This is a genomic window from Vibrio sp. Of14-4, from assembly GCF_022347625.1.
Lineage (GTDB): Bacteria > Pseudomonadota > Gammaproteobacteria > Enterobacterales > Vibrionaceae > Vibrio > Vibrio pristinus.
The window spans coordinates 86,372-110,418 of the sequence record NZ_JAKRGI010000014.1 but is presented as its reverse complement, the minus strand read 5'-3'; the positions used below and the strand labels follow the sequence as shown (position 1 = coordinate 110,418).

At 43.6% G+C, this 24,047-nt stretch carries 21 protein-coding genes; 4 read left to right on the top strand and 17 right to left on the bottom strand.

The annotated features are described in order from the left end of the window. Positions 1-66: 66 nt before the first annotated feature. A complete protein-coding gene (gene purH, locus MHN79_RS14560; protein WP_239173467.1) occupies positions 67-1,677 on the bottom strand; it encodes a bifunctional phosphoribosylaminoimidazolecarboxamide formyltransferase/IMP cyclohydrolase in 1,611 nt (536 codons plus the stop codon). A 296-nt stretch (positions 1,678-1,973) separates the two neighbouring features. Here purH and zntR point away from each other — a divergent pair, with 296 nt between their 5' ends. Together zntR and MHN79_RS14550 are read left to right on the top strand one after the other, a co-directional pair. Next, positions 1,974-2,378, top strand: a complete 405-nt coding sequence (zntR, locus tag MHN79_RS14555; protein WP_239173466.1) for a Zn(2+)-responsive transcriptional regulator — start codon at positions 1,974-1,976, stop codon at positions 2,376-2,378. 172 nt (positions 2,379-2,550) lie between these two features. Beyond that, positions 2,551-3,273 (top strand): serine protease, encoded by a 723-nt coding sequence (locus MHN79_RS14550; protein ID WP_239173465.1) that lies wholly within the window; start codon positions 2,551-2,553, stop codon positions 3,271-3,273. 65 nt (positions 3,274-3,338) lie between these two features. Here the strand turns inward: MHN79_RS14550 and fis are convergent, their stop codons facing one another. The 11 genes from fis to MHN79_RS14495 all read right to left on the bottom strand — a co-directional run bounded on the left by fis (position 3,339) and on the right by MHN79_RS14495 (position 14,961). Beyond that, positions 3,339-3,635 (bottom strand): DNA-binding transcriptional regulator Fis, encoded by a 297-nt coding sequence (gene fis / locus MHN79_RS14545; protein ID WP_000462885.1) that lies wholly within the window; start codon positions 3,633-3,635, stop codon positions 3,339-3,341. Between the two features lie 22 nt (positions 3,636-3,657). Beyond that, positions 3,658-4,626 carry a tRNA dihydrouridine synthase DusB gene (gene dusB / locus MHN79_RS14540; RefSeq protein ID WP_114787421.1) on the bottom strand — a complete coding sequence of 323 codons (969 nt, stop codon included), beginning with the start codon at positions 4,624-4,626 and terminating at the stop codon, positions 3,658-3,660. Between the two features lie 141 nt (positions 4,627-4,767). Further along, positions 4,768-5,655 (bottom strand): 50S ribosomal protein L11 methyltransferase, encoded by an 888-nt coding sequence (gene prmA, locus MHN79_RS14535; protein WP_239173464.1) that lies wholly within the window; start codon positions 5,653-5,655, stop codon positions 4,768-4,770. A gap of 75 nt (positions 5,656-5,730) precedes the next feature. Then, positions 5,731-7,167 (bottom strand): sodium/pantothenate symporter, encoded by a 1,437-nt coding sequence (gene panF / locus MHN79_RS14530; protein ID WP_239173463.1) that lies wholly within the window; start codon positions 7,165-7,167, stop codon positions 5,731-5,733. Next, on the bottom strand, positions 7,157-7,441 hold the full coding sequence (locus MHN79_RS14525; RefSeq protein WP_152431436.1) for a YhdT family protein: 285 nt from the start codon (positions 7,439-7,441) through the stop codon (positions 7,157-7,159). The genes panF and MHN79_RS14525 overlap by 11 nt, the downstream gene beginning before the upstream one ends. A 168-nt stretch (positions 7,442-7,609) precedes the next feature. Continuing rightward, positions 7,610-8,953 carry an acetyl-CoA carboxylase biotin carboxylase subunit gene (accC, locus tag MHN79_RS14520; protein WP_114787417.1) on the bottom strand — a complete coding sequence of 448 codons (1,344 nt, stop codon included), beginning with the start codon at positions 8,951-8,953 and terminating at the stop codon, positions 7,610-7,612. A gap of 15 nt (positions 8,954-8,968) precedes the next feature. Then, complete coding sequence (accB, locus tag MHN79_RS14515; protein WP_239173462.1) at positions 8,969-9,433, bottom strand: acetyl-CoA carboxylase biotin carboxyl carrier protein; 465 nt, start codon at positions 9,431-9,433, stop codon at positions 8,969-8,971. Between the two features lie 66 nt (positions 9,434-9,499). Continuing rightward, positions 9,500-9,949, bottom strand: a complete 450-nt coding sequence (gene aroQ, locus MHN79_RS14510) for a type II 3-dehydroquinate dehydratase (RefSeq protein ID WP_239173461.1) — start codon at positions 9,947-9,949, stop codon at positions 9,500-9,502. A 364-nt stretch (positions 9,950-10,313) separates the two neighbouring features. After that, positions 10,314-12,263, bottom strand: a complete 1,950-nt coding sequence (gene acs / locus MHN79_RS14505) for an acetate--CoA ligase (RefSeq protein ID WP_239173460.1) — start codon at positions 12,261-12,263, stop codon at positions 10,314-10,316. Positions 12,264-12,478: 215 nt separating this feature from the next. After that, positions 12,479-13,132: a 3'-5' exonuclease gene (locus MHN79_RS14500; RefSeq protein WP_239173459.1), complete on the bottom strand. Its 654-nt coding sequence runs from the start codon at positions 13,130-13,132 to the stop codon at positions 12,479-12,481. A gap of 2 nt (positions 13,133-13,134) precedes the next feature. Further along, positions 13,135-14,961, bottom strand: a complete 1,827-nt coding sequence (locus MHN79_RS14495) for a DUF294 nucleotidyltransferase-like domain-containing protein (RefSeq protein ID WP_239173458.1) — start codon at positions 14,959-14,961, stop codon at positions 13,135-13,137. Positions 14,962-15,136: 175 nt separating this feature from the next. Between MHN79_RS14495 and MHN79_RS14490 the strand changes: the two genes are divergently transcribed. Both MHN79_RS14490 and MHN79_RS14485 read left to right on the top strand, forming a co-directional pair. Next, on the top strand, positions 15,137-16,312 hold the full coding sequence (locus MHN79_RS14490) for a 3-phenylpropionate MFS transporter (RefSeq protein WP_239173457.1): 1,176 nt from the start codon (positions 15,137-15,139) through the stop codon (positions 16,310-16,312). Positions 16,313-16,421: 109 nt separating this feature from the next. Then, positions 16,422-19,865, top strand: coding sequence for a PAS domain-containing hybrid sensor histidine kinase/response regulator (locus MHN79_RS14485; RefSeq protein ID WP_239173456.1), 3,444 nt, complete (start codon positions 16,422-16,424; stop codon positions 19,863-19,865). Between the two features lie 10 nt (positions 19,866-19,875). On the opposite strand, the gene MHN79_RS14480 is transcribed toward MHN79_RS14485, so the two are convergent. The 5 genes from MHN79_RS14480 to MHN79_RS14460 form a co-directional block, all read right to left on the bottom strand. After that, entirely contained in the window at positions 19,876-20,358 is a 483-nt protein-coding gene (locus MHN79_RS14480; RefSeq protein WP_239173455.1) for a hypothetical protein, read from the bottom strand. A 96-nt stretch (positions 20,359-20,454) separates the two neighbouring features. Next, positions 20,455-22,182 (bottom strand): sodium:solute symporter family protein, encoded by a 1,728-nt coding sequence (locus MHN79_RS14475; protein WP_239173454.1) that lies wholly within the window; start codon positions 22,180-22,182, stop codon positions 20,455-20,457. Positions 22,183-22,194: 12 nt separating this feature from the next. Further along, the gene (locus tag MHN79_RS14470; protein ID WP_114787407.1) at positions 22,195-22,458 is read right to left on the bottom strand and encodes a DUF4212 domain-containing protein; all 264 of its coding nucleotides are present in this window, start codon (positions 22,456-22,458) and stop codon (positions 22,195-22,197) included. 211 nt (positions 22,459-22,669) lie between these two features. Next, complete coding sequence (locus MHN79_RS14465; RefSeq protein ID WP_114787406.1) at positions 22,670-23,296, bottom strand: MarC family protein; 627 nt, start codon at positions 23,294-23,296, stop codon at positions 22,670-22,672. A gap of 102 nt (positions 23,297-23,398) precedes the next feature. Beyond that, a complete protein-coding gene (locus tag MHN79_RS14460) occupies positions 23,399-24,034 on the bottom strand; it encodes a response regulator transcription factor (protein ID WP_239173453.1) in 636 nt (211 codons plus the stop codon). Positions 24,035-24,047: the final 13 nt, after the last annotated feature.

Sequence of the window (24,047 nt, the reverse complement as noted above, 5' to 3'; positions counted from 1 at the left end):
TGTTGACACTATTGCTTGGAAGATAAGGAGCCAGAACATCACAATCGTGCCAACGAAAATGAAAAATTAATGACGGAAGTGACGCATACCCGTGAAAATCATTGCCATTCCGTGCTCATCTGCAGCAGAGATGACTTCATCATCACGCATCGAGCCGCCAGGCTGGATTACACATTTAATCCCAGCTTCTGCTGCGGCATCTATACCGTCACGGAATGGGAAAAAGGCGTCAGATGCCATCACGCAGCCTTCAACTTGTAGGTTCTCGTCTGCTGCTTTAATACCTGCTATTTTCGCAGAGTAAACACGGCTCATCTGTCCGGCGCCAACACCTATGGTCATATCGCCTTTTGAATAAACGATCGCATTTGATTTAACATACTTGGCAACCTTCCAGCAAAATAGTGCGTCTTTAAGCTCTTCGTCAGTCGGTTGGCGTTTAGACACTACTTTTAGATCATTTAAGCTAACCATACCTTGGTCTCTGTCTTGTACTAGCAAGCCGCCATTAACGCGTTTAACATCGAGGCCTGTTGTTTTAGTTGACCATTGACCACACTCGAGTAAACGAATGTTTTTCTTCGTTGCAACAATGTTAATTGCCTGCGGTGAAACAGAGGGGGCAATGATGACCTCAACGAACTGACGCTCAACAATAGCACTAGCTGTTTCGGCGTCTAACTCTCGGTTAAAGGCTATGATGCCACCAAATGCCGAGGTAGGATCGGTTTTATAAGCACGATCATAGGCTTCTAAAATGTTTTTGCCTAGAGCAACGCCGCATGGATTGGCGTGTTTAACTATCACACAAGCTGGCTCATCAAATTCTTTCACACACTCAAGAGCAGCGTCTGTATCCGCGATATTGTTGTATGACAGTGCTTTTCCTTGAATTTGTCTAGCGGTTGAAACCGAAGCTTCTTCTGGGTTAGCTTCGATATAGAAAGCAGCATCTTGGTGACTATTTTCGCCATAGCGCATATCTTGCTTTTTGATTAACTGCTGATTGAAAGTGCGTGGGAATTTTGAATCTTTGTCCGCTGTTTTTCCGTCTTCATCCAATGATAAGAAGTGATGGGAAGGAACCATAGTGCCAAAGTAGTTAGCGATCATGCCATCGTATGCTGCTGTGTGCTCGAATGCGGCAATGGCAAGATCGAAACGTGTATCTAGAGTAAGAGAACTTTCGTTTTCATCCATTTCAGCAATAACGCGATCATAGTCTCTTGTGTTGACAACAATAGTGACATCTTTGTGGTTTTTCGCTGCGGAACGCACCATGGTGGGGCCGCCAATATCGATGTTTTCGACTGCGTCAGCAAGAGTACAACCTTGTTTAGCAACGGTTTCTGCAAATGGATATAGATTGACGACCACTATGTCAATGGGTTTGATGTCATGCTTTTCCATCACTTCATCGTCTTGGCCCCGACGACCCAGTACACCGCCATGGACTTTAGGATGAAGCGTTTTGACACGGCCGTCCATCATTTCTGGGAAACCAGTGTAATCGGATACTTCAGTCACAGAGATGCTGTTTTCGGTTAATAAGCGAGCAGTGCCGCCTGTTGATAGCAGTTCAACACCACGGTCTGCAAGAGCTTGGGCAAACTCAACGATACCGGTTTTGTCTGATACGCTGATTAATGCGCGGCGAATAGGACGAGCGTTAGTCATGCTTCTATTTTCCTCAAAATCACAGATTTAATAAGTTTGGTAAAGATATTTGCCAAAAATGAACCTGCTCTTAAGCTTTTCTTACAATACTACGTATATGCCGATCGGTAGTATAGAGGTCAGTTTTGGCAAAGACCTTATCCTGATTAGAGTTTGTACTGTATCCAAATTGAAGTGCGCACATTCTAACTAATTTATTACAAAAAAGCTCGCGCAATCGTTTGGCATGAGTGAATTTATGATAAAAATGGCGTACTTTGAGGTGAAAGTTTACGAAATAGATAATAAGGGTCGCTATGTTTCAAATAGGAGAACTTGCAAAACATTGTGGGGTAACCACTGATACGCTTCGTTTTTACGAGAAAAATGGCCTCATTCAGCCTATTGGGCGCAGTGAGTCTGGCTATCGTTTGTACAGTGAAGAAAATCAAAAGCAAGTAGGTTTCATACTTAGAGCAAAAGACTTGGGCTTAAGCCTTGAGGAAATTCGTGAGTTACTAGATATCAATCTCGAAGCAACCGAGCATAGTTGTGCCGAGGTGAAAGCAATTACGACAGCGAAACTCCACCTAATTGATGAAAAGATTTCTGAATTAACCAGAATTCGAACCGCCCTCAAGAAAATTAATGATGCTTGCTGTGGCCATGTGGATGATAATGCGAGCCACTGCTCAATTTTAACCGCTTTAGCCAGCGACTAAATAACAAAAATAACTCTAAGTGATTGATTTTTATGTGAATAAATTTAAGTCACATAATGCTGCTTTTACCCCACCTTTCTTGTGACAAATTCCTACACTTAAGGTATCGCTGTTTGATTTGGTGCGAATGCTGCTCCAATCTTGGCAGGAAAAATATAACTGAGGGGGAAGGATGAACCTTTGTGGCAATCTGGTATATTCAATTTTACGTTTATGTACTTTGCTGCTTTTGGCGATGTTAGCCGGCTGCACAGGAAATAACGGTCAATTAAAAGTGGTAAAACAACACCCTGATCTCGATTATGAATTAACAGGTATCCCGTTGTTATTCTTTGGTTTCGGAACCAGTACTCCAATCACTCCAGAGCTAAGTCTCACGGTCGCCCATGTTGCTAAGCTCAATTATGACAAAGTCATAGCCTACCATCCTCACTGTGATCTTGCGATCGTTGAGTCCAGAAACATGCTTAATCACCAGCCTAGGTTCGGTTTGGTTTATCCAAATCAAAGTGTGGAAACATTTGGAATGAGCCCTGGAGGCAGTGTGCTGAAAGGGGAGGGGGTTTACCGCCTTGATTTGACATTGATTGACTCGCATTACTTTGACAAGTGTCCGGCTAGTATCATGGATGCCCCTGTCCAAGACGGGATGAGTGGTGGTGGGGTCTACAATCAAGATGGTGCACTAGTCGGAATTATTGCGGCAAGGGCTATCCCGTCTGATATTCAGCTGGTAAACGGCCAGCCTCATGGTCTAGATAGGATCAGTATTTTTGTGGCTTTAAACTTTGCTCGAGATTGGCTTGATAGCGAGATGGAGAAATATTACGGTGAGCATTATGTTGCGATGGAATGGCAGGAACCGTCGGATACGCTTCTAGTCAAAGGGAATTAAATCGATTGAGAAAAAGTCGCGATAAAATCGCGACTTTATGTATTTATAACAATGCGATGAACAAATTAGTTCATGCCGTATTTTTTCAGTTTCTTACGAAGAGTGCCGCGGTTGATACCCATCATAGTTGCTGCGCGAGTTTGGTTACCGCGAGTGTATTGCATGATGGTATCTAGTAATGGTTGTTCTACTTCAGCTAGAACTAACTCATATAGCTCTGTGACTTCTTGCCCGTTTAGTTGAGCCAAGTAGTTTTTAAGAGATGCTTTAACAGAGTCGCGTAAAGGTTTCTGAGTAATCTGGTCTTGTGAAGTTACTGTAGTTACTGTTAAGGCTTCTGAAGTCAGGTTTTGTTCGAACATATTCGGTCTAGCTCTTCTCTAATTATGATGCAACGTTATCAAAATAACCTTCTAACGCTTCAAGTTGCAGCTCTGCCACATCGATAGCATTGAAGGTACGGCGAAACTCACTTGCTTGTTCATGTTCTTTTAGGTACCAACCCACGTGCTTTCGTACGATACGCGGACCTAGATACTCACCATAAAATGTATGTAGAGCATTCACATGACCAAGCAGGATGTCCTTAACTTCCGAAATTGGAAGATCGGGCATCGTGGTGCCGTTTTCCAAAAAATGTTGGATTTCCTGAAAAATCCATGGTCGCCCTTGGGCGGGGCGTCCAATCATTAAAGCGTCTGCGCCTGTGTAATCAAGCACATACTTTGCTTTCTCTGGGCTATCGATATCACCGTTAGCGATAACCGGAATCGAGATTGCTTGTTTAACCGCTTTAATGCTGTCATATTCGGCCTCTCCTTTGTACATACAGGCTTTAGTGCGTCCATGGAGCGCGAGAGCTTGTATGCCGCAGTCTTCGGCTAACTTAGCGATTTGAACACAGTTTTTATTGTCTGGGTCCCAGCCGGTACGAGTTTTTAGTGTCACAGGGACATCTACTGCATTGACCACCGCCTTGAGAATATCTTGAATGATATCCGGGTAACGAAGCAATGCTGAACCCGCCAACTTTTTATTCACTTTTTTAGCAGGGCAGCCCATGTTGATATCAATGATTTGTGCACCATTTTCAACACTAAACTGAGCAGCATCAGCCATCAATTGAGGATCTGCTCCTGCTATTTGTACAGAGCGAATGCCCGATTCGCCTTGATGTACCATACGCTGTTTTGACTTAGATGTGTTCCATAGCTTTGGGTTTGACGACATCATCTCACTGACAGCCATTCCCGCACCATAGCGGAGACATAACTCACGAAAGGGTCTATCGGTAACTCCCGCCATAGGGGCAACGATAAGATTATTCTCGAGTTGATGGGTTCCGATTTTCAAAACACTAAATCACAGTTCTATACCAGCAAGGGCGCGCATTTTACGCATTTTTTCACGCCGTGAAAAGACTAATATTTGAGCATTTACAAATTGTTTTAGTAAAACGAATAAAAATCAAACAATTAATGCACAAAGTCTTATTTAAGCGAGTTTTCGGCCAGCAATTCTGCACCATTCATTGAGCTCTTTTATCGGCTCAATATTAAATGCACCACTATAGTAGGTCGCAACATCTTGAGCTTGAGTATCAAGCACGCCTGACATCGCCAGATCTCCGTTTGGTTTGACAAGAGAGGCAATCACGGTTGAAAGTTCACGCAGTGGTCCTGCTAAAATATTTGCAACTACAACGTCGGCAACTAAGTTTTGTGGTTGTTCCTGTGGCAGGTAAACTTCCAGCTTGTCTGCAACGCCATTGCGCTCAGCATTGTCTTTTGATGCGATCAAGGCTTGTGGATCTATGTCAATACCCACCACTTTTTGTGCGCCTAGTTTTATGGCCGCTATGGCTAAAATTCCTGATCCACAACCAAAGTCAATCACAGTTTTGCCTGACAAATCTAGGCTCTCTAGCCATTCTAGGCATAGAGCAGTGGTTGGGTGAGTGCCTGTTCCAAAGGCGAGCCCTGGATCGAGCATAACATTGACAGCATTAGGCTCAGGGACCTCTCGCCAGCTTGGGCAAATCCATAAACGCTGACCAAATTTCATTGGATGGAAGTTATCCATCCATTCGCGCTCCCAATCTTTATCTTCGATCTGTTCGATTTTATGAGCAAAATCATGAGCCAGAAGTCCGCTTAATTTGATCTGCTCGAGAATAAACTGGGTGTCTGCGTTGGCATCGTATAAAGCCAAGATATCAGTATCTCCCCATAGTCGAGTTTCACCCGGTAGAGGTTCAAACACAGGTGTGTCTTGGGCATCAAGGAAAGTGACCGATAAAGCTCCGGTCTCTTCCATTAGCATGTCACCAATTTGTTCTGCGTTATCATTGGTTGCGTTGAGTTTAATTTGAATCCAAGGCATGGGTTTTCCGGTATTAGCGGTTGTTTGTGGGCACGGATTCTATCATGAACTTCCCATTGTACAAAAAGCTATCATTTATTCACTTGTGGTCTTGTTTGGACGGATGATACTAACCAGAACGAAGATTATAAGACCTAAAGTCAATGTCGGTACAATAGCATGAACCCCAAACAAGTTAGGTTTCATCACAGAAAGACTGGTGTAGCATATTAAGCCGATCAGCATCGAACACAGAGCGCCCATAGCGGATGCCTTTCTCCAATATAACCCCAAAACTAAAGGCCAGAGAAAGACGGCTTGCAAACCACCAAAAGCAAGAAGGTTAAGCCATATGATCATATCAGGTGGATTTATTGCGGCAACAAACACTAAAGCTGAAAAAATGCCAGTGATCCAAAGTGATAGTCTGGATAGCTTTTTGGGGGAGCTTGTTTTGGGTGAGATGTAATTAAGGTAGAGATCCTTGAGCAGAGTTGCTGACGCTTGGATCAATTGGGAGTCAATGGTTGACATGATGGCGGCCATTGGTCCAGCCAAAAACATACCGGCAATCGCGGGAGGTAACACAGTCACCATCAAAGTTGGCATGATTTGGTCAGGGCTATCAATTTCTGGCACTAATGCTCGGCCCAAAGCGCCGGATAAATGCATGCCTAGCATAAGAAATGCAACCATAGCAGTACTGATTATCATGCCGCGATGCAGAGACTGGCTAGATTTGTATGACATGCAGCGAACCGCAGCATGCGGTAGGCCAATAACGCCAAAGCAAACCAGTATCCAAAAGCTCAGCATAAACGGCTGGCTGAGAAAATTATCTGGCCCGTAAGGAGTGATCAAACTTGGATCAATTTGGTGCAAATCAGCGACTAGCTTACCAAGACCTCCTCCTGCATGGATCACCCCAAATAACAGGGCGATCGTCCCGATGATCATCATTATGCCTTGCACAGCATCAGTGACAACAACAGCGCGAAAGCCGCCGATTGTGGTATATACACCCACAGTGATGGCAAACACAGTTAACCCTTGCAGATAACTTAGCCCCGTCACTGTCTGAAGTAAGCGAGCAGCGCCAACAAACTGCACTACCATGATGGCAAAGAAAGCCAATAATAGTGTGATAGAGGCCAGTATCACTACGGCACGATTACGATACCTTGCATAGAGCATGTCGTTGAGGGTAAGAGCATTGTTGCGTCTGGCTTCGATAGCAAATTTTTTGCCTAACACGCCCAGTGTCAGCCAAGCGGCAGGAAGTTGGATCATTGCCAATAACACCCAACCTAGCCCCATTTTATACGCTGCTCCCGGGCCACCAATAAATGAGCTTGCACTCGCATATGTTGCAGCAAGTGTCATGGCTAGAACAAAGCCGCCCATACTGCGGTTGCCAAGAAAATAATGACTCAGAAAATTCGGTTTATTACGTTGAGTCGATTGACTGTAAATAGCAATTGCGAACACAAGGAAGAGATAAATAATAAGCGGGATGATGAGATCACTGTTCATGGTTAGTCTCTTCTTCTATATCGAAAGGCATGTTCTTGTAGATGAACTTAACCATAAGTGCGCATAGCAGAGTGAAAACTATAGGTCCGATGATGCAAGCAAAGAGAAACCATAGAGGCAACCCCCAGTATAGATTAGGCAGTGTCTCATGCGGTTGGTTTGGGAAAATAACATAAGCAAATACATACCACCAAACAAAGTAGGCTAGAGCGAGGAACACCGCCCATTTAGCCTCTTTATTCGCTTGTTGATAGCGTTCAGGCAAGGTTTTCATTATTTAAATCAAGCTGTGATAATTATTGAGTGGAGAGAAAGAATATAAAATACTCTAAAACCAAAGGAGGGCATTGTGGCAAAACTGAGACTAGAGTTCTATAGCCTAGTTAGAAAATAACAATAGGCAGCGGATGCTGCCTATTGGAAAGATAATATGCTAGTTAGCTTATTGTAGGCCGAGTTTCTTCTCGAGGTAATGAATGTTGGCACCACCGTGTTGGAAGTTCTCATCGTTCATTATGCTTTCTTGAAGAGGAACATTAGTCTTAATGCCTTCAACAATCATCTCACCAAGCGCATTTTTCATACGCGCAATGGCAACGTCACGATTCTCACCAAAGGTGATAAGCTTACCAATCATAGAATCATAGTGAGGCGGCACAGTGTAGCCTGTGTATATGTGTGATTCCCAACGAACTCCCATGCCTCCCGGAGCATGGAAGCGCTCAATCTTACCTGGTGAAGGAAGAAAGCGTTCAGGATCTTCAGCGTTAATACGGCACTCAACAGCATGGCCGCGGATTTTAATGTCATCTTGAGTAAATGACAGTGGTTGCCCTGCCGCAACACGCAGTTGTTCTTTGATAAGGTCAACGCCAGTTACCATCTCGGTAACAGGGTGCTCTACCTGAATACGTGTGTTCATTTCAATGAAGTAGAATTCACCATTTTCATACAAGAACTCAAATGTACCAGCGCCGCGATAGCCGATTTCAAGACAAGCACGAGTACAACGTTCACCAATGTATTTACGCATTTCTGCAGTAATACCAGGCGCTGGCGCTTCTTCAACAACTTTCTGGTGGCGACGCTGCATAGAGCAATCACGTTCACCTAAGTGGATAGCGCCGCCTTGACCGTCTGCAATGACCTGAACTTCAACATGGCGTGGGTTTTCAAGGAATTTCTCCATGTAAACCATATCATTGTTAAAAGCTGCTTTGGCTTCAGCGCGAGTCATGGCAATAGCTTCAACCAGTTCGCCTTCTGAACGAACCACACGCATGCCGCGACCACCGCCACCACCAGAGGCTTTGATGATCACTGGATAACCAATGCGTTTTGCGTGTGCTTTGTTGGCTGACTCATCGTCATTCAGTGGACCATCAGAGCCAGGAACGCATGGAACGCCTGCTTTCTTCATTGCATTGATAGCAGAAACCTTATCCCCCATGATGCGAATGGTTTCCGCTTTAGGGCCCACGAAAATGAAGCCACTGCGTTCGACTTGCTCTGCAAAGTCTGCATTTTCAGATAGGAAGCCGTAACCTGGATGAATAGCGATGGCACCAGTGACTTCAGCTGCTGAAATAATACGTGGAATATTCAGGTAGCTGTCGATACCACGAGCAGGGCCTATACAAATTGCTTCATCTGCAAGAAGAACGTGTTTTAAGTCGCGATCAGCTGTCGAGTGTACGGCAACAGTTTTGATGCCGAGCTCTTTACATGCGCGAAGTATACGAAGGGCTATTTCGCCTCGATTCGCGATGACTAATTTATCTAACATAAGAGACAGCCTCTATTATTCGATAACAACAAGTGGTTGGTCGAATTCAACGGGTTGACCGTCTTCAACTAGGATAGCAGTGACAACACCTGACTTATCAGCTTCGATTTGGTTCATCATCTTCATTGCTTCGACGATACAAAGCGTTTCACCTGCTGATACAGATTGACCGACTTCAATAAACGATTTCGCATCAGGACTTGGAGCTCGGTAGAAAGTACCGACCATTGGAGAAAGCACTTTGTGTCCCGCTGGTACTGAGTTGGTTTCAGTTGGCGCTGAAACTTCTGCAGGTGCAGCTACTGCTGGAACGGCTGCTGCTGGAGCAGCAACAGGTGCAGGTGCTGCGTATTGCACAGGTGCAGGTGCCACACCGTTACGACTAATGCGTACCGACTCTTCACCTTCAGAGATTTCCAGCTCAGCAATGCCAGATTCTTCAACTAATTCGATAAGTTTTTTGATTTTACGGATATCCATCTTTTCTTTCTCTTTTATCTTGTGAATAAGACAGCTCGGAAGAACTGCAGAGTATGTTCATGTGAGTTACTTGGTTTGCAGCGCGCTTATCGCGGCAGACAAAGCAAACTCATAACCCTGTGCACCCAAGCCACAAATGACGCCTTGTGCTTTATCTGATAGATAAGAATGGTGGCGAAATGGCTCTCTCGCGTGCACATTGGACAAATGTACTTCAATGTATGGGATCGAAACGCCAAGTAGGGCATCCCTTAGTGCGACACTAGTATGTGTAAAAGCAGCAGGATTGATTATAATGAAATCCACCTTATCGGCAGACTCATGGATTTTCTCAATCAACTCGTATTCGCGGTTTGATTGTAGGTGATCTAGCTCGATGCCAGCGCTTTGAGCTTGCTTGGCTAATCTGTCGGTAATTTGTGCTAGAGTTTGAGAGCCATAGTGGTTTGGCTCGCGCAACCCCAATAGGTTCAAATTCGGACCATTTAAGACAAGTATGCATGATTTGGCTGTCATTGTGCTGCTATCTTCCTACTTCATGAGACAAACTGGAATTTTCCCATATTATTGTCGACTCAGCATAAGAAAATTGTAAAATTTTATACTTAGTCGCCAAAATAGACACAGATTATAGCTAATTCATTACATTTAGCAGCAAATTACTGGTCTAATCTCCTATCTCTCGTTTCCAAAACTGTTATTAAGCTAACATTTTTGGCTATTTTGATTGAGGTTTTGATGGAATAGGTGGAGTCGAAAGAACAAAAAACCGCCACATTTGTGACGGCATTATCTTATTTAAATGTATTTTGATACAAATAGTTAAGCTATGTTTTTAGGGAGCTATAATCGGCGCTTTACTGACATATAACTAGCATGTTTATGAAAGTTTCGCCTTTTCGGCAATCAGTTTATCAACAACACTAGGGTCTGCTAGTGTCGACGTGTCACCTAAGTTACTTGTATCTCCAGTGGCGATTTTTCTTAGGATGCGCCGCATAATTTTACCTGAGCGAGTCTTAGGTAAAGAATCGGTCCAGTGCAGCACATCCGGAGTGGCAATAGGTCCTATTTCTTTTCGTACCCAGTCCTTGACTTCCTTATGTAGCTCTGCGCTTGGAAACTCACCATCATTTAAAGTGATATAAGCGTATATAGCTTGGCCTTTGATGTCATGAGGAATACCTACAATAGCGGCTTCCGCAATTTTATCGAATGCGACAAGCGCTGATTCGATTTCTGCTGTTCCCATTCTATGGCCAGACACGTTGAGGACATCATCCACACGGCCAGTAATCCAGTAGTACCCATCTTCATCGCGCCGAGCACCATCGCCAGTAAAATACATGCCTTTGAAAGTTGAGAAGTAGGTTTGTTCAAAGCGTTCGTGATCTCCATAGACGGTACGCATTTGACCTGGCCATGAGTCAAGGATGACGAGATTTCCTTCTGCTGCTCCATCGACTAGATTCCCCATATTATCGACTAGGGCTGGTTGTACGCCAAAGAATGGCCGAGTTGCGGAACCAGGTTTGAGCTCAGTCGCTCCAGGTAATGGTGTAATGAGAATGCCGCCAGTTTCGGTTTGCCACCAAGTGTCGACAATGGGAGACTGAGTATTACCAATAGTGCGGTAGTACCATTCCCATGCTTCAGGGTTTATCGGCTCACCGACTGATCCCATAATTCTCAGGCTAGTACGTGATGTATCTTTTATCGCTTCGTCGCCTTTAGCCATTAGGGCTCGTATTGCTGTTGGAGCTGTGTAGAGAATATTAACTTGGTGCTTGTCGACGACTTGGCTCATTCGATTGGTATCTGGATAATTTGGGACACCTTCAAATAGAATCGTTTTGGCCCCGTTGGCGAGTGGCCCGTAAATAAGGTAGGTGTGGCCAGTGATCCAACCCACATCAGCGGTACACCAGAAGGTTTCTCCTGGTTGGTAATCAAATACATATTTAAATGTCATCGTGGCATAAACCAAATACCCCCCAGTTGTATGCAGTACACCTTTAGGTTTTCCGGTTGAACCTGAGGTGTAAAGAATAAACAAAGGATCTTCGGCGCTCATTTCTTCTGGCGGGCAATGATCAGACACAGATGCAATTGCTTCATGCCACCAAACATCACGTTGTGGATGCCAATCCACATCTCCACCAGTTCTGTTTAGCACCAATACTTTTTCGATGGTTTTTACTTTCGGGTTGGCTAATGCTTGATCAACATTTTTCTTAAGTGGTACAGGTCTTCCACCACGTATACCCTCGTCAGCGGTAACAATGACCTTAGCGTCTGAATCGATGATCCGTCCAGACAATGCCTCTGGTGAGAAACCACCAAATACAACCGTATGAACTGCGCCAATTCGAGTGCAAGCCAGCATAGCAATAGCAGCCTCAGGTACCATTGGCATATATAGGCAGACGACGTCCCCTTTCTTTACTCCTTGTGCTTTTAGAGCGTTAGAGAATCGGCATACTTGCTGGTGGAGTTGTTTGAATGTTAGGGATTGATCTTCAGCAGGGTTATCTCCTTCCCAAATAATAGCAACATCATCACCTCGTTTAGCTAAATGTCGATCAATACAGTTGGCTGATACATTAAGAGTTCCATCCTCGAACCAGCGAATATCTACGTGGCCTGTATCAAAGGAAGTGCTTTTTACTTGGCTAAATGGTTTTATCCAATCAATGATTTTGCCATGCTCTGACCAAAAAGCTTCTGGGTTCGAGACGGACTGCTGATACATAGAAAGGTAAGTGTTGTTATCCGCATGGGTATTGTTTTTAATATTTTCTTTAACCGGATAAATGTGGGCTTCACTCATGATTTGTCTCCTTGTACTCATTTCGTTGGGAAGTGAGTCAATATCCTTTAAAATACTGCTACTTTATTTGCCAATCACTTTATCTATCACTTTCTAGCACTTGCGCTGATTCGACAATTAGACTTTAGGATGAGAAATTAAGACTCGCTTTTATAAGTTGAAGTCTTGTATTGCTGTTTTCAATCTGAATGGACACATTATCGCCAGTATATGATTTAGGTGCGCTGGGAGTGATTTTCTCTTCTGCTCGGAGCGCTCAAGCTGGGTAAACTGCCCCTTTTAAGTCGCACGAATACAATCGCTGCACATATCGCATCTTGCAGAGCATCATGTTTGTTGTCGGTGGGAATGTCTAGATGGTTACATATTGCTTCCAGGCTCAAGTCAAAATAGGCGTTAGGTAGGTGTTTAACCAGCATATCGTAATAGAGCTCACTCACTTCAATGATGGGGTTAGGCATAGGGAAACCTAAGTGACGCTTGCAGGCAATATCGAGTATCTTTTTGTCATATCGAATGTGATAGCCTACCAGAGGCTTATTACCAACAAACTCGAGTAACTGGGTAATGGCTTGTTTTTCATTAAGGCCGCCTTCGAGATCTGAGTGGCGTATCTGGTGTATTTTTACTGAGTTTGCATTTAATGATTTTGGGGCTTTGAGCTTAATATGAAATGATTGACTGGTCAGAATTTGGTTATCGATAATTTCAGCCGCAGCTATGGTTATAATCTCAGCGGTGTTTGGATTTAAGCCTGTAGTCTCACAATCTATTGCAACATACCTTCCTTTATGTACATAAGAGAATAACGGCCGATAGGGTGAGCCTTTTAGTTTGTAGTACCAATAGCAACGTTGTAGCCAGTTCATATTCACTCTCTAATCTGATAATGGAAAACCAGAAACTGCTTAAACTTTTTAACTACATGGAGACTATGGCGCAGTAAATCACGTTCAGCTCTATCTAGACCTTCCCATGTTATGTGGTTATGAGTGTGCTGTTGGTCTAGCTGTTGGTGCAAGCGCAGCTTGAACATCAATTTTAATGCTTCGGTTAAATTCTCAGCCGTATCAGGCTCTAGAATTTTTTTGTCGCTCAGTTGCGTAATGCGCGCAAAGGTATTGTTTGAGGTCAGTCCATATTCGAGTGTCAGAGCTCTGATGCCATGAATGATAGGAAAAATGCCTCCCGCTTTTATATCGATACCTTGTTTGCCATATTTGACCTTGCCTAACAAAGTCAAAGGTAGAGAAAATTGTACCGCAGGTTGAGTAAAGCTCTGTAAAGAGAGCATGTTATTTTTCATTATCTGTTTTAGGTGGCTGCGAACTGGACTGAGGAGCTTAAGATTTCCAGCAATCGCATGAGCATCGGTAAATATGGCCAAGTTCATGATGTCATCGCCTGATCTCGCCAATGCCCAATTGCTGAGGGTCTCTTGCCATTTGGCTTGGCTTTTAACCCAGTCAGGGTTATTCACCATTACCTTACCTGGACATAATGGGTAACCCAGTTGATGCAGTGTATGGGTGAGTTTTTCCATAATTTGGCAGCATTCAGGCCAAGCCACCCCGTCTTTAATGATCAGCGCATTATCTTGATCTGTTTTGAGTATTTGCTCCCCACGGCCTTCTGAACCTAGCACAACTAGGCAGCATTGTTTGTGCATTTTGGGTGGCACAACTAACTCAAACGCTTTTTCAATGATTTGTTCATTGACCGCCGACATCAGCTCCATTATGAAGCGAATATGGATCCCGTGTGCAAACAGTCCATCGACTAATTGCCGTTGACGAAGTGAAGTGGTCGCGAGTTCGTCGATACTTGAAGCTCTTGCAATACCTAAGGTTAAGACGTGGGAATGGGTTGAAAATGCGCTGAGAATTTGAGTCATATCAAGCATGCCGATAGGCTCTTTCCCATCGACCACCATAACCCGCTTAAAACGGTGTCTTGTCATCTTTATCATGGCATTAAACAAGAACTCCCCTTGATGTATTTGCAATACAGGGTGGCTTGCTATGGAGGCAATAGGGGTGTTGTGAGACAGCTCTTCAAGTATAACGGCGTGAAGCATGTCGGTTCTGGTTATAATGGCAAACGGCAGTGAGTGCTCTTCACTTTCTAATCGGTAGTCGTCGTCATTTAATCTTACCAATGCAGCATCACAGCCAGAGTCTTTGAGGATCAGGGTGGCTTCCTTAATTGAGCTGTCACAGCTGAGTATTAAAGGTGGGTGACATAAATTAGCATCGACCTTGTTGAGGATGAATTCAGCTAAGTTTTGTTGCTTGTGGGCGGTGTCTACTAGTTCTTGGCGTTTGGCTAAATTATTGTTGAAATAGGCAGCGAATTGACCATTCTGGTCATACAAATCAATAAATACAGAACGAGGTAAAAGGTAGACTAGGGTGTCTTCTAAAGAAACGTAATCGTGGCGAACCTTTTGTTCGAATAATGCGCGTACATCAAAAAGGTCATCATGGGTATAATGAGCGAAAACTTCCTTGCCATCTTCATCTCTTTCTTCAACTATGCCCTTGATAATAATATGTAAGTATTGGCTGTCTTGGTTAGTTTTAAGTACATGTTGATTATGACGAAAATAGGCGATATCTATACTGCTTAGTAATGTGTTTTTCTGACTTTCTTCCAGACAATCAAAGGGCGGCAATTTGAGATTGAAGTGAGCAGGCATAAAAACCCCAACTCAGAAAAGAAGACATGAATACAGTTTGACAAATTTGTTGTGTGTCGCCAGACGACTTTGGTCGAATACAACTAAATGGGCTTTAGGGTAAAAAACTTTCCTTTTATTGATTTGATAAATAAGGATAATATAGCATCCGTTTTCATATGCGTTCGAGTTGGACATGCTAACCACTTCTCCCTTTCATTGGACATCTCAGTACTTCATTGGTTTTTTCTTTGCCTATGGTGTGTATCTGCCTTTTTGGGCATTGTGGTTTGAAGATCAAGGGATTTCAGCTACAGATATTGGTTTGTTAGTTGGTATTGGCTTTGCTACCCGCTGCGTTGCTAATATGGTCATTACGCCAAGGATTCACAAGGTGGAGCAGCTCATGCCTGCTTTGCGCTGGTTAAGTATTGCCGCGCTTCTATTTGTGATGTTTCACTTTCTCGCGACAACGAGCTTTTGGTTGATGGCTCTTGCGACTGTGCTTTTCAATCTATGTTTTGGCCCCATAGTGCCGCTTTCCGATGCAATGGCGAATTACTACGCACGGATAAAAATGATTGATTACGGTCGAACGCGTCTTTGGGGATCGGTATCCTTTATTATTGGTTCGACAGTGGTGGGGTATCTGGCTGCTGAATTTGGTAGTGAGATGATTTTGTATACCGCCGCTGCAGGTATGTTATGCGCTATTTTATTTGCTATGCGTCGCATCCAACCTATGCCGAAAACGGTAGAAAAAGAGGCGGCACATCGCCCCAAACTAGGAGACATGCTCAAAGATGTCTCAGTGATTAAATTTTTGACCTTAGTTGCTCTTATTCAAGGAAGCCATGCTGCTTATTATGGTTTTAGCGCTATTTATTGGAAAGAGGTGGGACATGCTGAAGATACAATAGGGTATCTTTGGAGCTTAGGTGTGGTTGCTGAAGTTGCCGTATTTGCTTTTAGTAAGAGGTTGTTTACTGGTTGGTCACTGAGAGCCCTTTTTGTATTAGCTTCAGTTGGTGTCACTATTAGATGGGGTCTAACCGCTTCAACGACTGCGCTCTCAGCTCTAATTTTAATTCAGTTACTGCATGGGGTGACTTTTGGTGTTGCCCATATTGCTGCCATCCAATACATTCAACATTCTGATGTTAATAGAATTGTTGCCTTGCAAGCGCTCTATAATGCTATTCCTTTAGGAGCAGTTATTGCTTTGTTGACAGCCTTGTGTGGTTGGGGGTATGAGTCTTGGGGGGCGAATGTATTTTGGATTATGGCGCTGATGGGGATTGCTGCGTTATTTATCCATGTAGAGCCTATTCGTAGTCAGCCTTCTATTATTGATACCGAAACGCAGAATTGAAAACAATAATTTGAGTTAAGTTGTGACTCGGCGTTAAATAAAACCTCTCTTTACCGGAGAGGTTTTTTAATTTGGCGATGAAATGAGTGGAATTGAATAGGGAAACCAGATGCAAGATTGGCAAGTGATTACAGTATCATTAATGTATTTGGGGTTGCTCTTTGTTATTGCTTGGTACGGTGATAGGGCTCCCAATTGGTTATCTCGATGGCGTTCTTTGATTTACAGTATGTCGATCACTGTATATTGCACTTCTTGGATTTTTTATGGCACTGTCGGTCAAGCGAGCATGAATCCATGGTCATTTATTCCTCTGTACCTTGCTCCAATTATTGTTTTTACCTTGTGTTGGCGAATACTAGCTAGGCTTTTGGTTACTGCTAAGCGAGAAAACATTACTTCAATTGCTGATTTTATTGCCGCACGTTATGGCAAATCACAAGGACTCGCAGTGGCGGTGACATTAATCGCTGTTTTGGGTGTTTTACCGTATATCGCTTTACAGCTACGAGCTATCACCATGGGGCTAGAACTGGTATCGCCTGAGTTGTTTAGCGCTGTCACAACACAAGGGATTGATATCTCGTGGTTTGTCATGACAGCTCTAGCGGTCTTTACGATTTTGTTTGGTACTCGTCACGTTGATAGTACTGAGCATCATAGAGGGATGATGAAAGCGATTGCCTTTGAATCTGTGATAAAGTTATTTTCCTTCCTCATCGTGGGTAGCTTTATTGTCTACCTAGCTCTTCAACGCGCAGATATTGAGTTGTTGTCGATTGCACAGAGCACTTATCGCTCTCCCAATATCGCGACCCTTGTCATCCATACCTTGTTGACCATGATGGCGATATTATGTCTACCGCGTCAGTTCCATACATTAGTGGTCGAAAATGAACATGCCAAAGATTTAAGAACTGTACGCTGGATTTTTCCAATCTATTTGCTTCTGATGGCGATGTTTGTCTTACCTATTGCTTGGGTTGGTCAGGAAGTTTTAAGTGGTGCTAGCCCAGATACTTATATGATCAGCCTACCTATGGCATTAGGCGCTGAACAGATAGCTTTAATTGCTTTCTTGGGAGGGACCTCAGCCGCTTGTGGAATGGTGATTGTCTCAACCATTGCCCTAGCTATCATGATGTCGAATGATCTCGTCATGCCAATGTTATTGCGAGGGACTAAGCTGGCACAACGCAAACACCGCCACTTTTCTAAGTTATTGTTGAGGATCCGCCGTTGCCTGATAGTGGTTCTTCTGATTGGTGCATGGGGCTTTTATCATGTACTCGGCAATGTTCATTCGCTGGCGACGATTGGATTTTTGTCATTTGCTGCTGTCGCCCAGTTCGCCCCCGCAATATTAGGTGGCATGTATTGGAGAAAAGGAAATCGCAAGGGCGTATATAGTGGCCTTGGGGTGGGGTTTTCCATTTGGTTTGTTACGCTTTTAAACCAGATGTCTCAACATGAGACCAATCAGTTTTTTGCGTGGGTAATGACACCTCCTGAACTTCTTAAACCTTTAAATATTGAGAATGTTGATTGGGGCATGACATTGAGTTTGCTGCTAAATGCAGTTTGTTATTTGCTTGTGTCTTTATCTACCCGAACTAGCATCAGTGAGCGACTGCAATCTGGTTCTTTTATTGGTCTTCCAGCGACGGAAAGTGACAACTTAAGCCTTTATCAAAGTAGAGTGACGGTTGGTGAACTTGAAATGTTGGCGGCTCGTTTTGTAGGAATAGGGCGTGTTCGTGCCGCCTATGAACAATTTGCGCAAACCCACAACCAGCATCTTATCTCTGGGCATCAGGCGTCACCCAGTTTGATACGTCATACGGAGAGAGTTCTAGCCGGCGTGTTTGGTGCCGCCTCAGCTAAATTGGTGCTGACTTCTGCGTTGCAAGGTCGCAATATGCAGCTAGAAGAAGTGGCAACGATAGTCGACGAAGCATCGGAGCTTTATGATTTTAGTCGTGGTCTTCTCCAAGGCGCAATTGAACATATAGGTCAAGGCATTGCAGTGGTTGATAAGCAACTAAGGCTAGTTGCATGGAATAGACGTTATCTGGAACTCTTTAGTTTTCCTAAAGGTTTTATCCAAGTTGGTAGGCCAATCGCAGATGTCATTCGTCATAATGCCGAACAAGGCTTATGTGGCCCAGGTGATCCAGAAGATCATGTCCGTCGCCGTCTACATCATCTACATAGAGGAACCCAGCATACTTCCTCAAGAGTTCGACCTGATGGAAAAGTCATTGAGGTTCAAGGAAATCCAATGCCAGGTGGTGGGTTTGTGATGAGCTTTTCTGACATCACGGTTTTTCGTGATGCAGAACGGTCGCTTAAGGAAGTAAATGAAAGCCTCGAAGAGCGTGTTTTGCAAAGAACTCAAGAACTGGAGCAATTAAATAAATGCTTGGTTACAGCAACACAACGTTCTGAACTTGAGTCTCAATCTAAATCACGATTTCTTGCTGCCGTAAGTCATGATTTAATGCAACCACTTAATGCTGCACGTTTGTTTGCATCTTCGTTATCTGAAACAGCCCAAGAAAAGGAAACCCAGCGTTTATCTCAGCATATAGAAACCGCCTTAGAGGCTGCTGAAGATCTGATTGGTGATTTGCTTGATATCTCACGCTTGGAATCTGGTAAGCTTGAAGTCTATCCTCATATGTTTGTCGTGAGTGATGTGTTGTCTAATCTCAACGCTGAATTTAGCGCCTTGGCGGGGCGTCAAGGCATCGATTTTCAAATGGTGCATAGTAAACTCGTGGTATCATCTGATCCAAAATTACTTCGTCGAGTCGTACAGAATTTCTTAACTAATGCTTTTCGATATAACCCCAAAGGTAAGGTCGTTTTGGGTGTTAGACGCGTTGGAGAAAAAGCCAGAATAGAAGTGTGGGACAATGGCGTTGGTATTGAGCCAGAGAAACAGCAGGAAATATTCGAGGAATTCAATCGAGGCGACCAAGCACGCACAGATCATGGCCTTGGGCTTGGTTTAGCAATATCTAAAGGGATTGCACACGTTTTGGGACATCAAATTTCTATGCGCTCTTGGCCTGGTAGAGGAAGTGTTTTCTCTATTACTCTTGAGCGTGGAAAACAAGCTGCCAAGTTGACGCCTTCAACTCATACAGAGCTTGATGTTACCTTGGGTCGAATTAAAGTACTTTGCGTAGATAACGAGCCAGATATTTTGCTAGGTATGGAGAGCTTGTTAGAGCGTTGGGGGTGTGATGTGCGTACGGCGACGGATATCTTCTCGAGCCTAAATTGTCTTCAGCAAGGCTGGAGACCTGATGTGATCCTCTCTGATTATCGGCTTGATAATGATCGAACTGGGTTAGAGTTGTTGCAGCAATTCAGATTAAGATTAGGTCAGCGATTTGAGGGTATCATTATTAGTGCAGACAGGGCTGATGACATGATGGAAGGCGTTCGTTCTAATGGCTTTCACTTTATTCCCAAACCAGTTAAGCCGCTGAAACTCAGAAGTTTGTTAAATCGGATAGGTAAAAAAGAACAAGCCATGGCTTGAGTATCGCGTTTTAATCGGTGAATAGCGTTTCGTATTTTACGAAAGCAGTTTGAGTTTCTCCGTAGTATAGGGAGCCACCAAATTGCACTACCACTCTCAACCAGCTCTGAGAGGAGTTTGGTTTAGGCAAGCTGATGTGCCAGCGTTTCCCTGCTTGATCTAACGGTATCATGTCTGTGGGAAGCGTATTTTGTGTTTGGCTATCTGCGATGGATAACTTTACGCCGTCAATAGCATATTCAGTACGTAACGAAAGTTCGAGCTGATCATCTCCTATCTTCTCTGAGCGTATTTTAATTTTAAAATCACCATTTTCCATATTGCAAAGCCCGCTGGTATATCGGCAGTTAGACTGACTGACCATTTTGTAACTCTGTCCTTTAATCGCAGGGTGTGGTTTTTCACTCACTGCAATATCAGTCGCAAGGTAAGCAATAATAGACAAAATCGGCGCAATAAGTAGAGCAGCAATGAAATGCTTGTTTGTTAACATCTTAATATCCAATTGATGCAGATAAACGCACAGTAACTGAAATTTTTGAAGGGGGAAAGCCTCTCTACAGTAGATGGTAGAGAGGCAAGTTAACGACTAATGATCAACGGCTTGTCCTGCGCCAGTTGGTACACGGACGTGTTCCACCAAGTCTTTTACTTCTTGTGGTGTTTCAGCCGTGACTCTGGAGACAAGGAAAGCAACGACAAAATTAAACACAGCACCTATTGCACCAAAAGCGTTAGGTTCAATACCTAAGAACCAGTTGCTGCCCCAACTTTGCAAGTATTTCCAATCAGCAATGAATAGAATACCTTTGTGTTGGAAAACATAAAATAGGGTTATGGTAATACCCGCAATCATGCCTGCTATTGCACCCTCTTTATTAATATTTTTGCTGAAAATGCCCATCATGAGTGCAGGGAAGATCGAAGAGGCAGCCAAACCAAAGGCCAGCGCTACGGTCCCTGCGGCAAAACCAGGTGGATTGAGCCCCAAATATCCGGCAACTGCAATGGCGACAGCCATGGAAATCCGACTTGCCAATAGCTCTGTCTTTTCGGATATGTTGGGGTTGATAACACCCTTGATTAAATCGTGGGAAATGGCTGATGAGATTGCGAGCAGTAATCCTGCGGCAGTGGAGAGAGCAGCAGCAAGCCCGCCAGCAGCAACAAGGGCAATGACCCAATTAGGCAGCTTGGCGATTTCTGGGTTGGCGAGAACCATGATATCGCGATCCACTTTCAGTTCATTGGTTTCTGCACTCGGGGTATATTGTATTTTTCCATCCCCATTTTTGTCTTCAAAACCCAATAGTCCGGTTTTTTCCCAGTTTTTAAACCAATCCGGCCGCTCATCATAGGCAAGATTTTGTCCAGGCGCTGGGTTGACTGTATCCATTAAGTTTAGTCTTGCCATCGCTGATACTGCAGGAGCTGTGGTATATAAAATGGCGATAAATACTAATGCCCAGCCAGCCGATGAGCGGGCGTCTCTTACTTTAGGTACCGTAAAGAAGCGAATAATAACGTGTGGTAAACCAGCTGTCCCTATCATCAAAGACATGGTGTAGACGAACATATTCAAAGTGTCGCCTCTAACTTGGGTCGTATACTCACTAAATCCCAATTCAGTCACCACTTGGTCAAGACGATCAAGCAGGTACACATCACTACCAGCCATCGTACTGCCGAGCCCTAATTGAGGGATAGGGTTACCTGTCAATTGAAGTGAAATGAATATTGCTGGTATTGTATAGGCGAGAATCAAAACGCAATATTGGGCAATTTGTGTGTAGGTGATACCTTTCATTCCACCCATAACAGCGTAGATAAATACGATACACATACCAACGAACAATCCCGTTGAATAGTCCACCTCAAGAAATCGCCCGAAGGCAACACCCACCCCCTTCATCTGCCCAATAACATAAGTGACAGACGCTATGATGAGACAGATGACAGCAACAATACGTGCAGTATTTGAATAGAAGCGCTCACCTACAAATTCAGGCACGGTAAATTTACCAAATTTGCGTAAATAGGGTGCGAGTAAAAGTGCAAGTAAAACATAACCCCCGGTCCACCCCATTAAAAATACTGACCCGCCGTAACCCATAAATGCGATCAAGCCAGCCATTGAAATAAAGGAAGCTGCCGACATCCAGTCTGCTGCTGTTGCCATGCCGTTTGCGATTGGGTTGACACCGCCACCTGCGACATAGAACTCTTTTGTTGAGCCTGCGCGTGCCCATATGGCTATACCAATATAAAGAATAAAAGTGGCGCCAACGATCAAATAAGTCGTAGTTTTCAGATCCATTTCCGTCGCTCCCTACTCATCGACATTAAATTCGCGATCAATTTGTCGCATTTTCCATGCATAGAAAAAGATAATAGCGAGGAACGAATAGATGGAGCCCTGTTGAGCAAACCAGAATCCCAATTTATACCCACCGATCTGAAATTGATTGAGTTGGTCGACAAATAAAATCCCGCAACCAAATGAAACAGAAAACCAGATAACCATTAAGGTAATCATGAGTTTTACGTTCTTATTCCAATAGGCTTTGGCTCTCTCTTGACTTTCAAATGCCATTGCCGCCTCCTTACGATTGGTTGTAAATAAAATGTTTCATTAATTACCTTACCAAGCGTTAGTTAGAAGCGCTTTTCAACTTTAGTATTGTTGAGACATGCAAAAAGCGCCTGTAAAACAGGCGCTTGTTCAGAGTTTGACTTAAATTTAAGCGTTTTTAACTAAAAAATTAGACTAAAGTCTAATGGCTGGTTAAAAACATTTTTGATAGCTAACCAAGGTAAAAATCTTTTATTCCTAACAGCAAGTTGTTAAGTGCAACTGCTGCAAGGATTAATCCCATGACTCGACTGATGATCGCCGCTCCAACATTTCCTATCCACTTTTGGATATGAGTTGCTCCTAGCAAGAGGATTAAAGTTATCAATAATACGCCAATCATGACAGCGGCAGTGACTAACTGATCCGCTGCTGAGTATCTATGATTATCGGTCAGCATCACTATAGCCATCATAGCGCCAGGAGATGCAATCGAGGGTATGGCTAGTGGGTAAACAGCGAGATCTGCCAAGTCTGAGTGACTGACTTCCTCTGATATTTTCGTTTCTTGTTCCGGTTTAGACTCGCCGAATATCATAGTCAATGCAAATAGCAGTAAAACGAGTCCTCCGGCAGCTTGGAAAGCTGGTAAAGGAATTTGCATTGCGTCGAGAAGCAGTTGTCCAACAAGCAAGAAAAAGAGTAGCACTCCAGCCGAAATACCTACCGCTTTTAATGCGACTAATCGACGTTGTTTTGCTGAAAGATGTTGGGTTTGAGATAGATAAACTGGTACAGAGCCTACAGGGTCTATAACAGCCCAGAGCACAACAAATTGAGTGAATAATACGCTAAGCAATATTTTGACTCCCAGAGTTGGTTAAACAGAGGGATGAACACATCGATTCGTTAATCGATGAAAGTATCTTAGCAGATAAATAACATCAATAGTGAAAAAACGTTAAGAATATTCATATTCTCGCTGTTGGAGCAAAATAACGGCTTGAGTTCGATTTTTTACATTTAACTTGCGAAATATAGCCGTCATATGGGCTTTTATCGTTGCTTCAGAGACATTAAGCTCATAGGCTATTTGCTTGTTTAGTAGTCCGTCAGATAACATTGTAAGGACTCTATATTGTTGTGGAGTCAAAGCTGCTATTTTTTCAGTTAACTCGTCATTAATCTGTTGTGTGGTTGCATATTCAGGGAAAAAAGGCTCTCCGTTTAGTACTTGGGTTAAAGCCTTGATGAGTTCACGCATATCGCTCGATTTGGGGATAAAACCGAACGCGCCATGGCTTCTGACTTGTGTGACAACGGAAGGCTCTTCACTGGCAGAAATGACCACGATTGGTAAATCTGGGTATTCTGCGCGCAGTTGTATTAACCCTGATAGACCATTGGTGCCTGGCATCTTGAGATCTAATAGCAGTAAATCAGGCTCTTGTTCTTTGCTCAAAACCGTGAGTAAGCCGTTAAGCGAGTCAGCTTCAATCAAATTAGCACCACTTATTGCCATGTGTACTGACTGAAACAGTGCATTACGAAATAGCGGGTGATCGTCAGCGATAATAATGGTGTAATTTGAATCCATGGTATTGAATCGT

Coding starts and splice junctions, on each gene's coding strand:
- purH (WP_239173467.1), bottom strand. CDS start 1,677: ATGACTAACGCTCGTCCTATTCGCCGCGCATTAATCAGCGTATCAGAC.
- zntR (WP_239173466.1), top strand. CDS start 1,974: ATGTTTCAAATAGGAGAACTTGCAAAACATTGTGGGGTAACCACTGAT.
- MHN79_RS14550 (WP_239173465.1), top strand. CDS start 2,551: ATGAACCTTTGTGGCAATCTGGTATATTCAATTTTACGTTTATGTACT.
- fis (WP_000462885.1), bottom strand. CDS start 3,635: ATGTTCGAACAAAACCTGACTTCAGAAGCCTTAACAGTAACTACAGTA.
- prmA (WP_239173464.1), bottom strand. CDS start 5,655: ATGCCTTGGATTCAAATTAAACTCAACGCAACCAATGATAACGCAGAA.
- panF (WP_239173463.1), bottom strand. CDS start 7,167: ATGAACAGTGATCTCATCATCCCGCTTATTATTTATCTCTTCCTTGTG.
- MHN79_RS14525 (WP_152431436.1), bottom strand. CDS start 7,441: ATGAAAACCTTGCCTGAACGCTATCAACAAGCGAATAAAGAGGCTAAA.
- accC (WP_114787417.1), bottom strand. CDS start 8,953: ATGTTAGATAAATTAGTCATCGCGAATCGAGGCGAAATAGCCCTTCGT.
- accB (WP_239173462.1), bottom strand. CDS start 9,433: ATGGATATCCGTAAAATCAAAAAACTTATCGAATTAGTTGAAGAATCT.
- aroQ (WP_239173461.1), bottom strand. CDS start 9,949: ATGACAGCCAAATCATGCATACTTGTCTTAAATGGTCCGAATTTGAAC.
- acs (WP_239173460.1), bottom strand. CDS start 12,263: ATGAGTGAAGCCCACATTTATCCGGTTAAAGAAAATATTAAAAACAAT.
- MHN79_RS14500 (WP_239173459.1), bottom strand. CDS start 13,132: ATGAACTGGCTACAACGTTGCTATTGGTACTACAAACTAAAAGGCTCA.
- MHN79_RS14495 (WP_239173458.1), bottom strand. CDS start 14,961: ATGCCTGCTCACTTCAATCTCAAATTGCCGCCCTTTGATTGTCTGGAA.
- MHN79_RS14490 (WP_239173457.1), top strand. CDS start 15,137: ATGCTAACCACTTCTCCCTTTCATTGGACATCTCAGTACTTCATTGGT.
- MHN79_RS14485 (WP_239173456.1), top strand. CDS start 16,422: ATGCAAGATTGGCAAGTGATTACAGTATCATTAATGTATTTGGGGTTG.
- MHN79_RS14480 (WP_239173455.1), bottom strand. CDS start 20,358: ATGTTAACAAACAAGCATTTCATTGCTGCTCTACTTATTGCGCCGATT.
- MHN79_RS14475 (WP_239173454.1), bottom strand. CDS start 22,182: ATGGATCTGAAAACTACGACTTATTTGATCGTTGGCGCCACTTTTATT.
- MHN79_RS14470 (WP_114787407.1), bottom strand. CDS start 22,458: ATGGCATTTGAAAGTCAAGAGAGAGCCAAAGCCTATTGGAATAAGAAC.
- MHN79_RS14460 (WP_239173453.1), bottom strand. CDS start 24,034: ATGGATTCAAATTACACCATTATTATCGCTGACGATCACCCGCTATTT.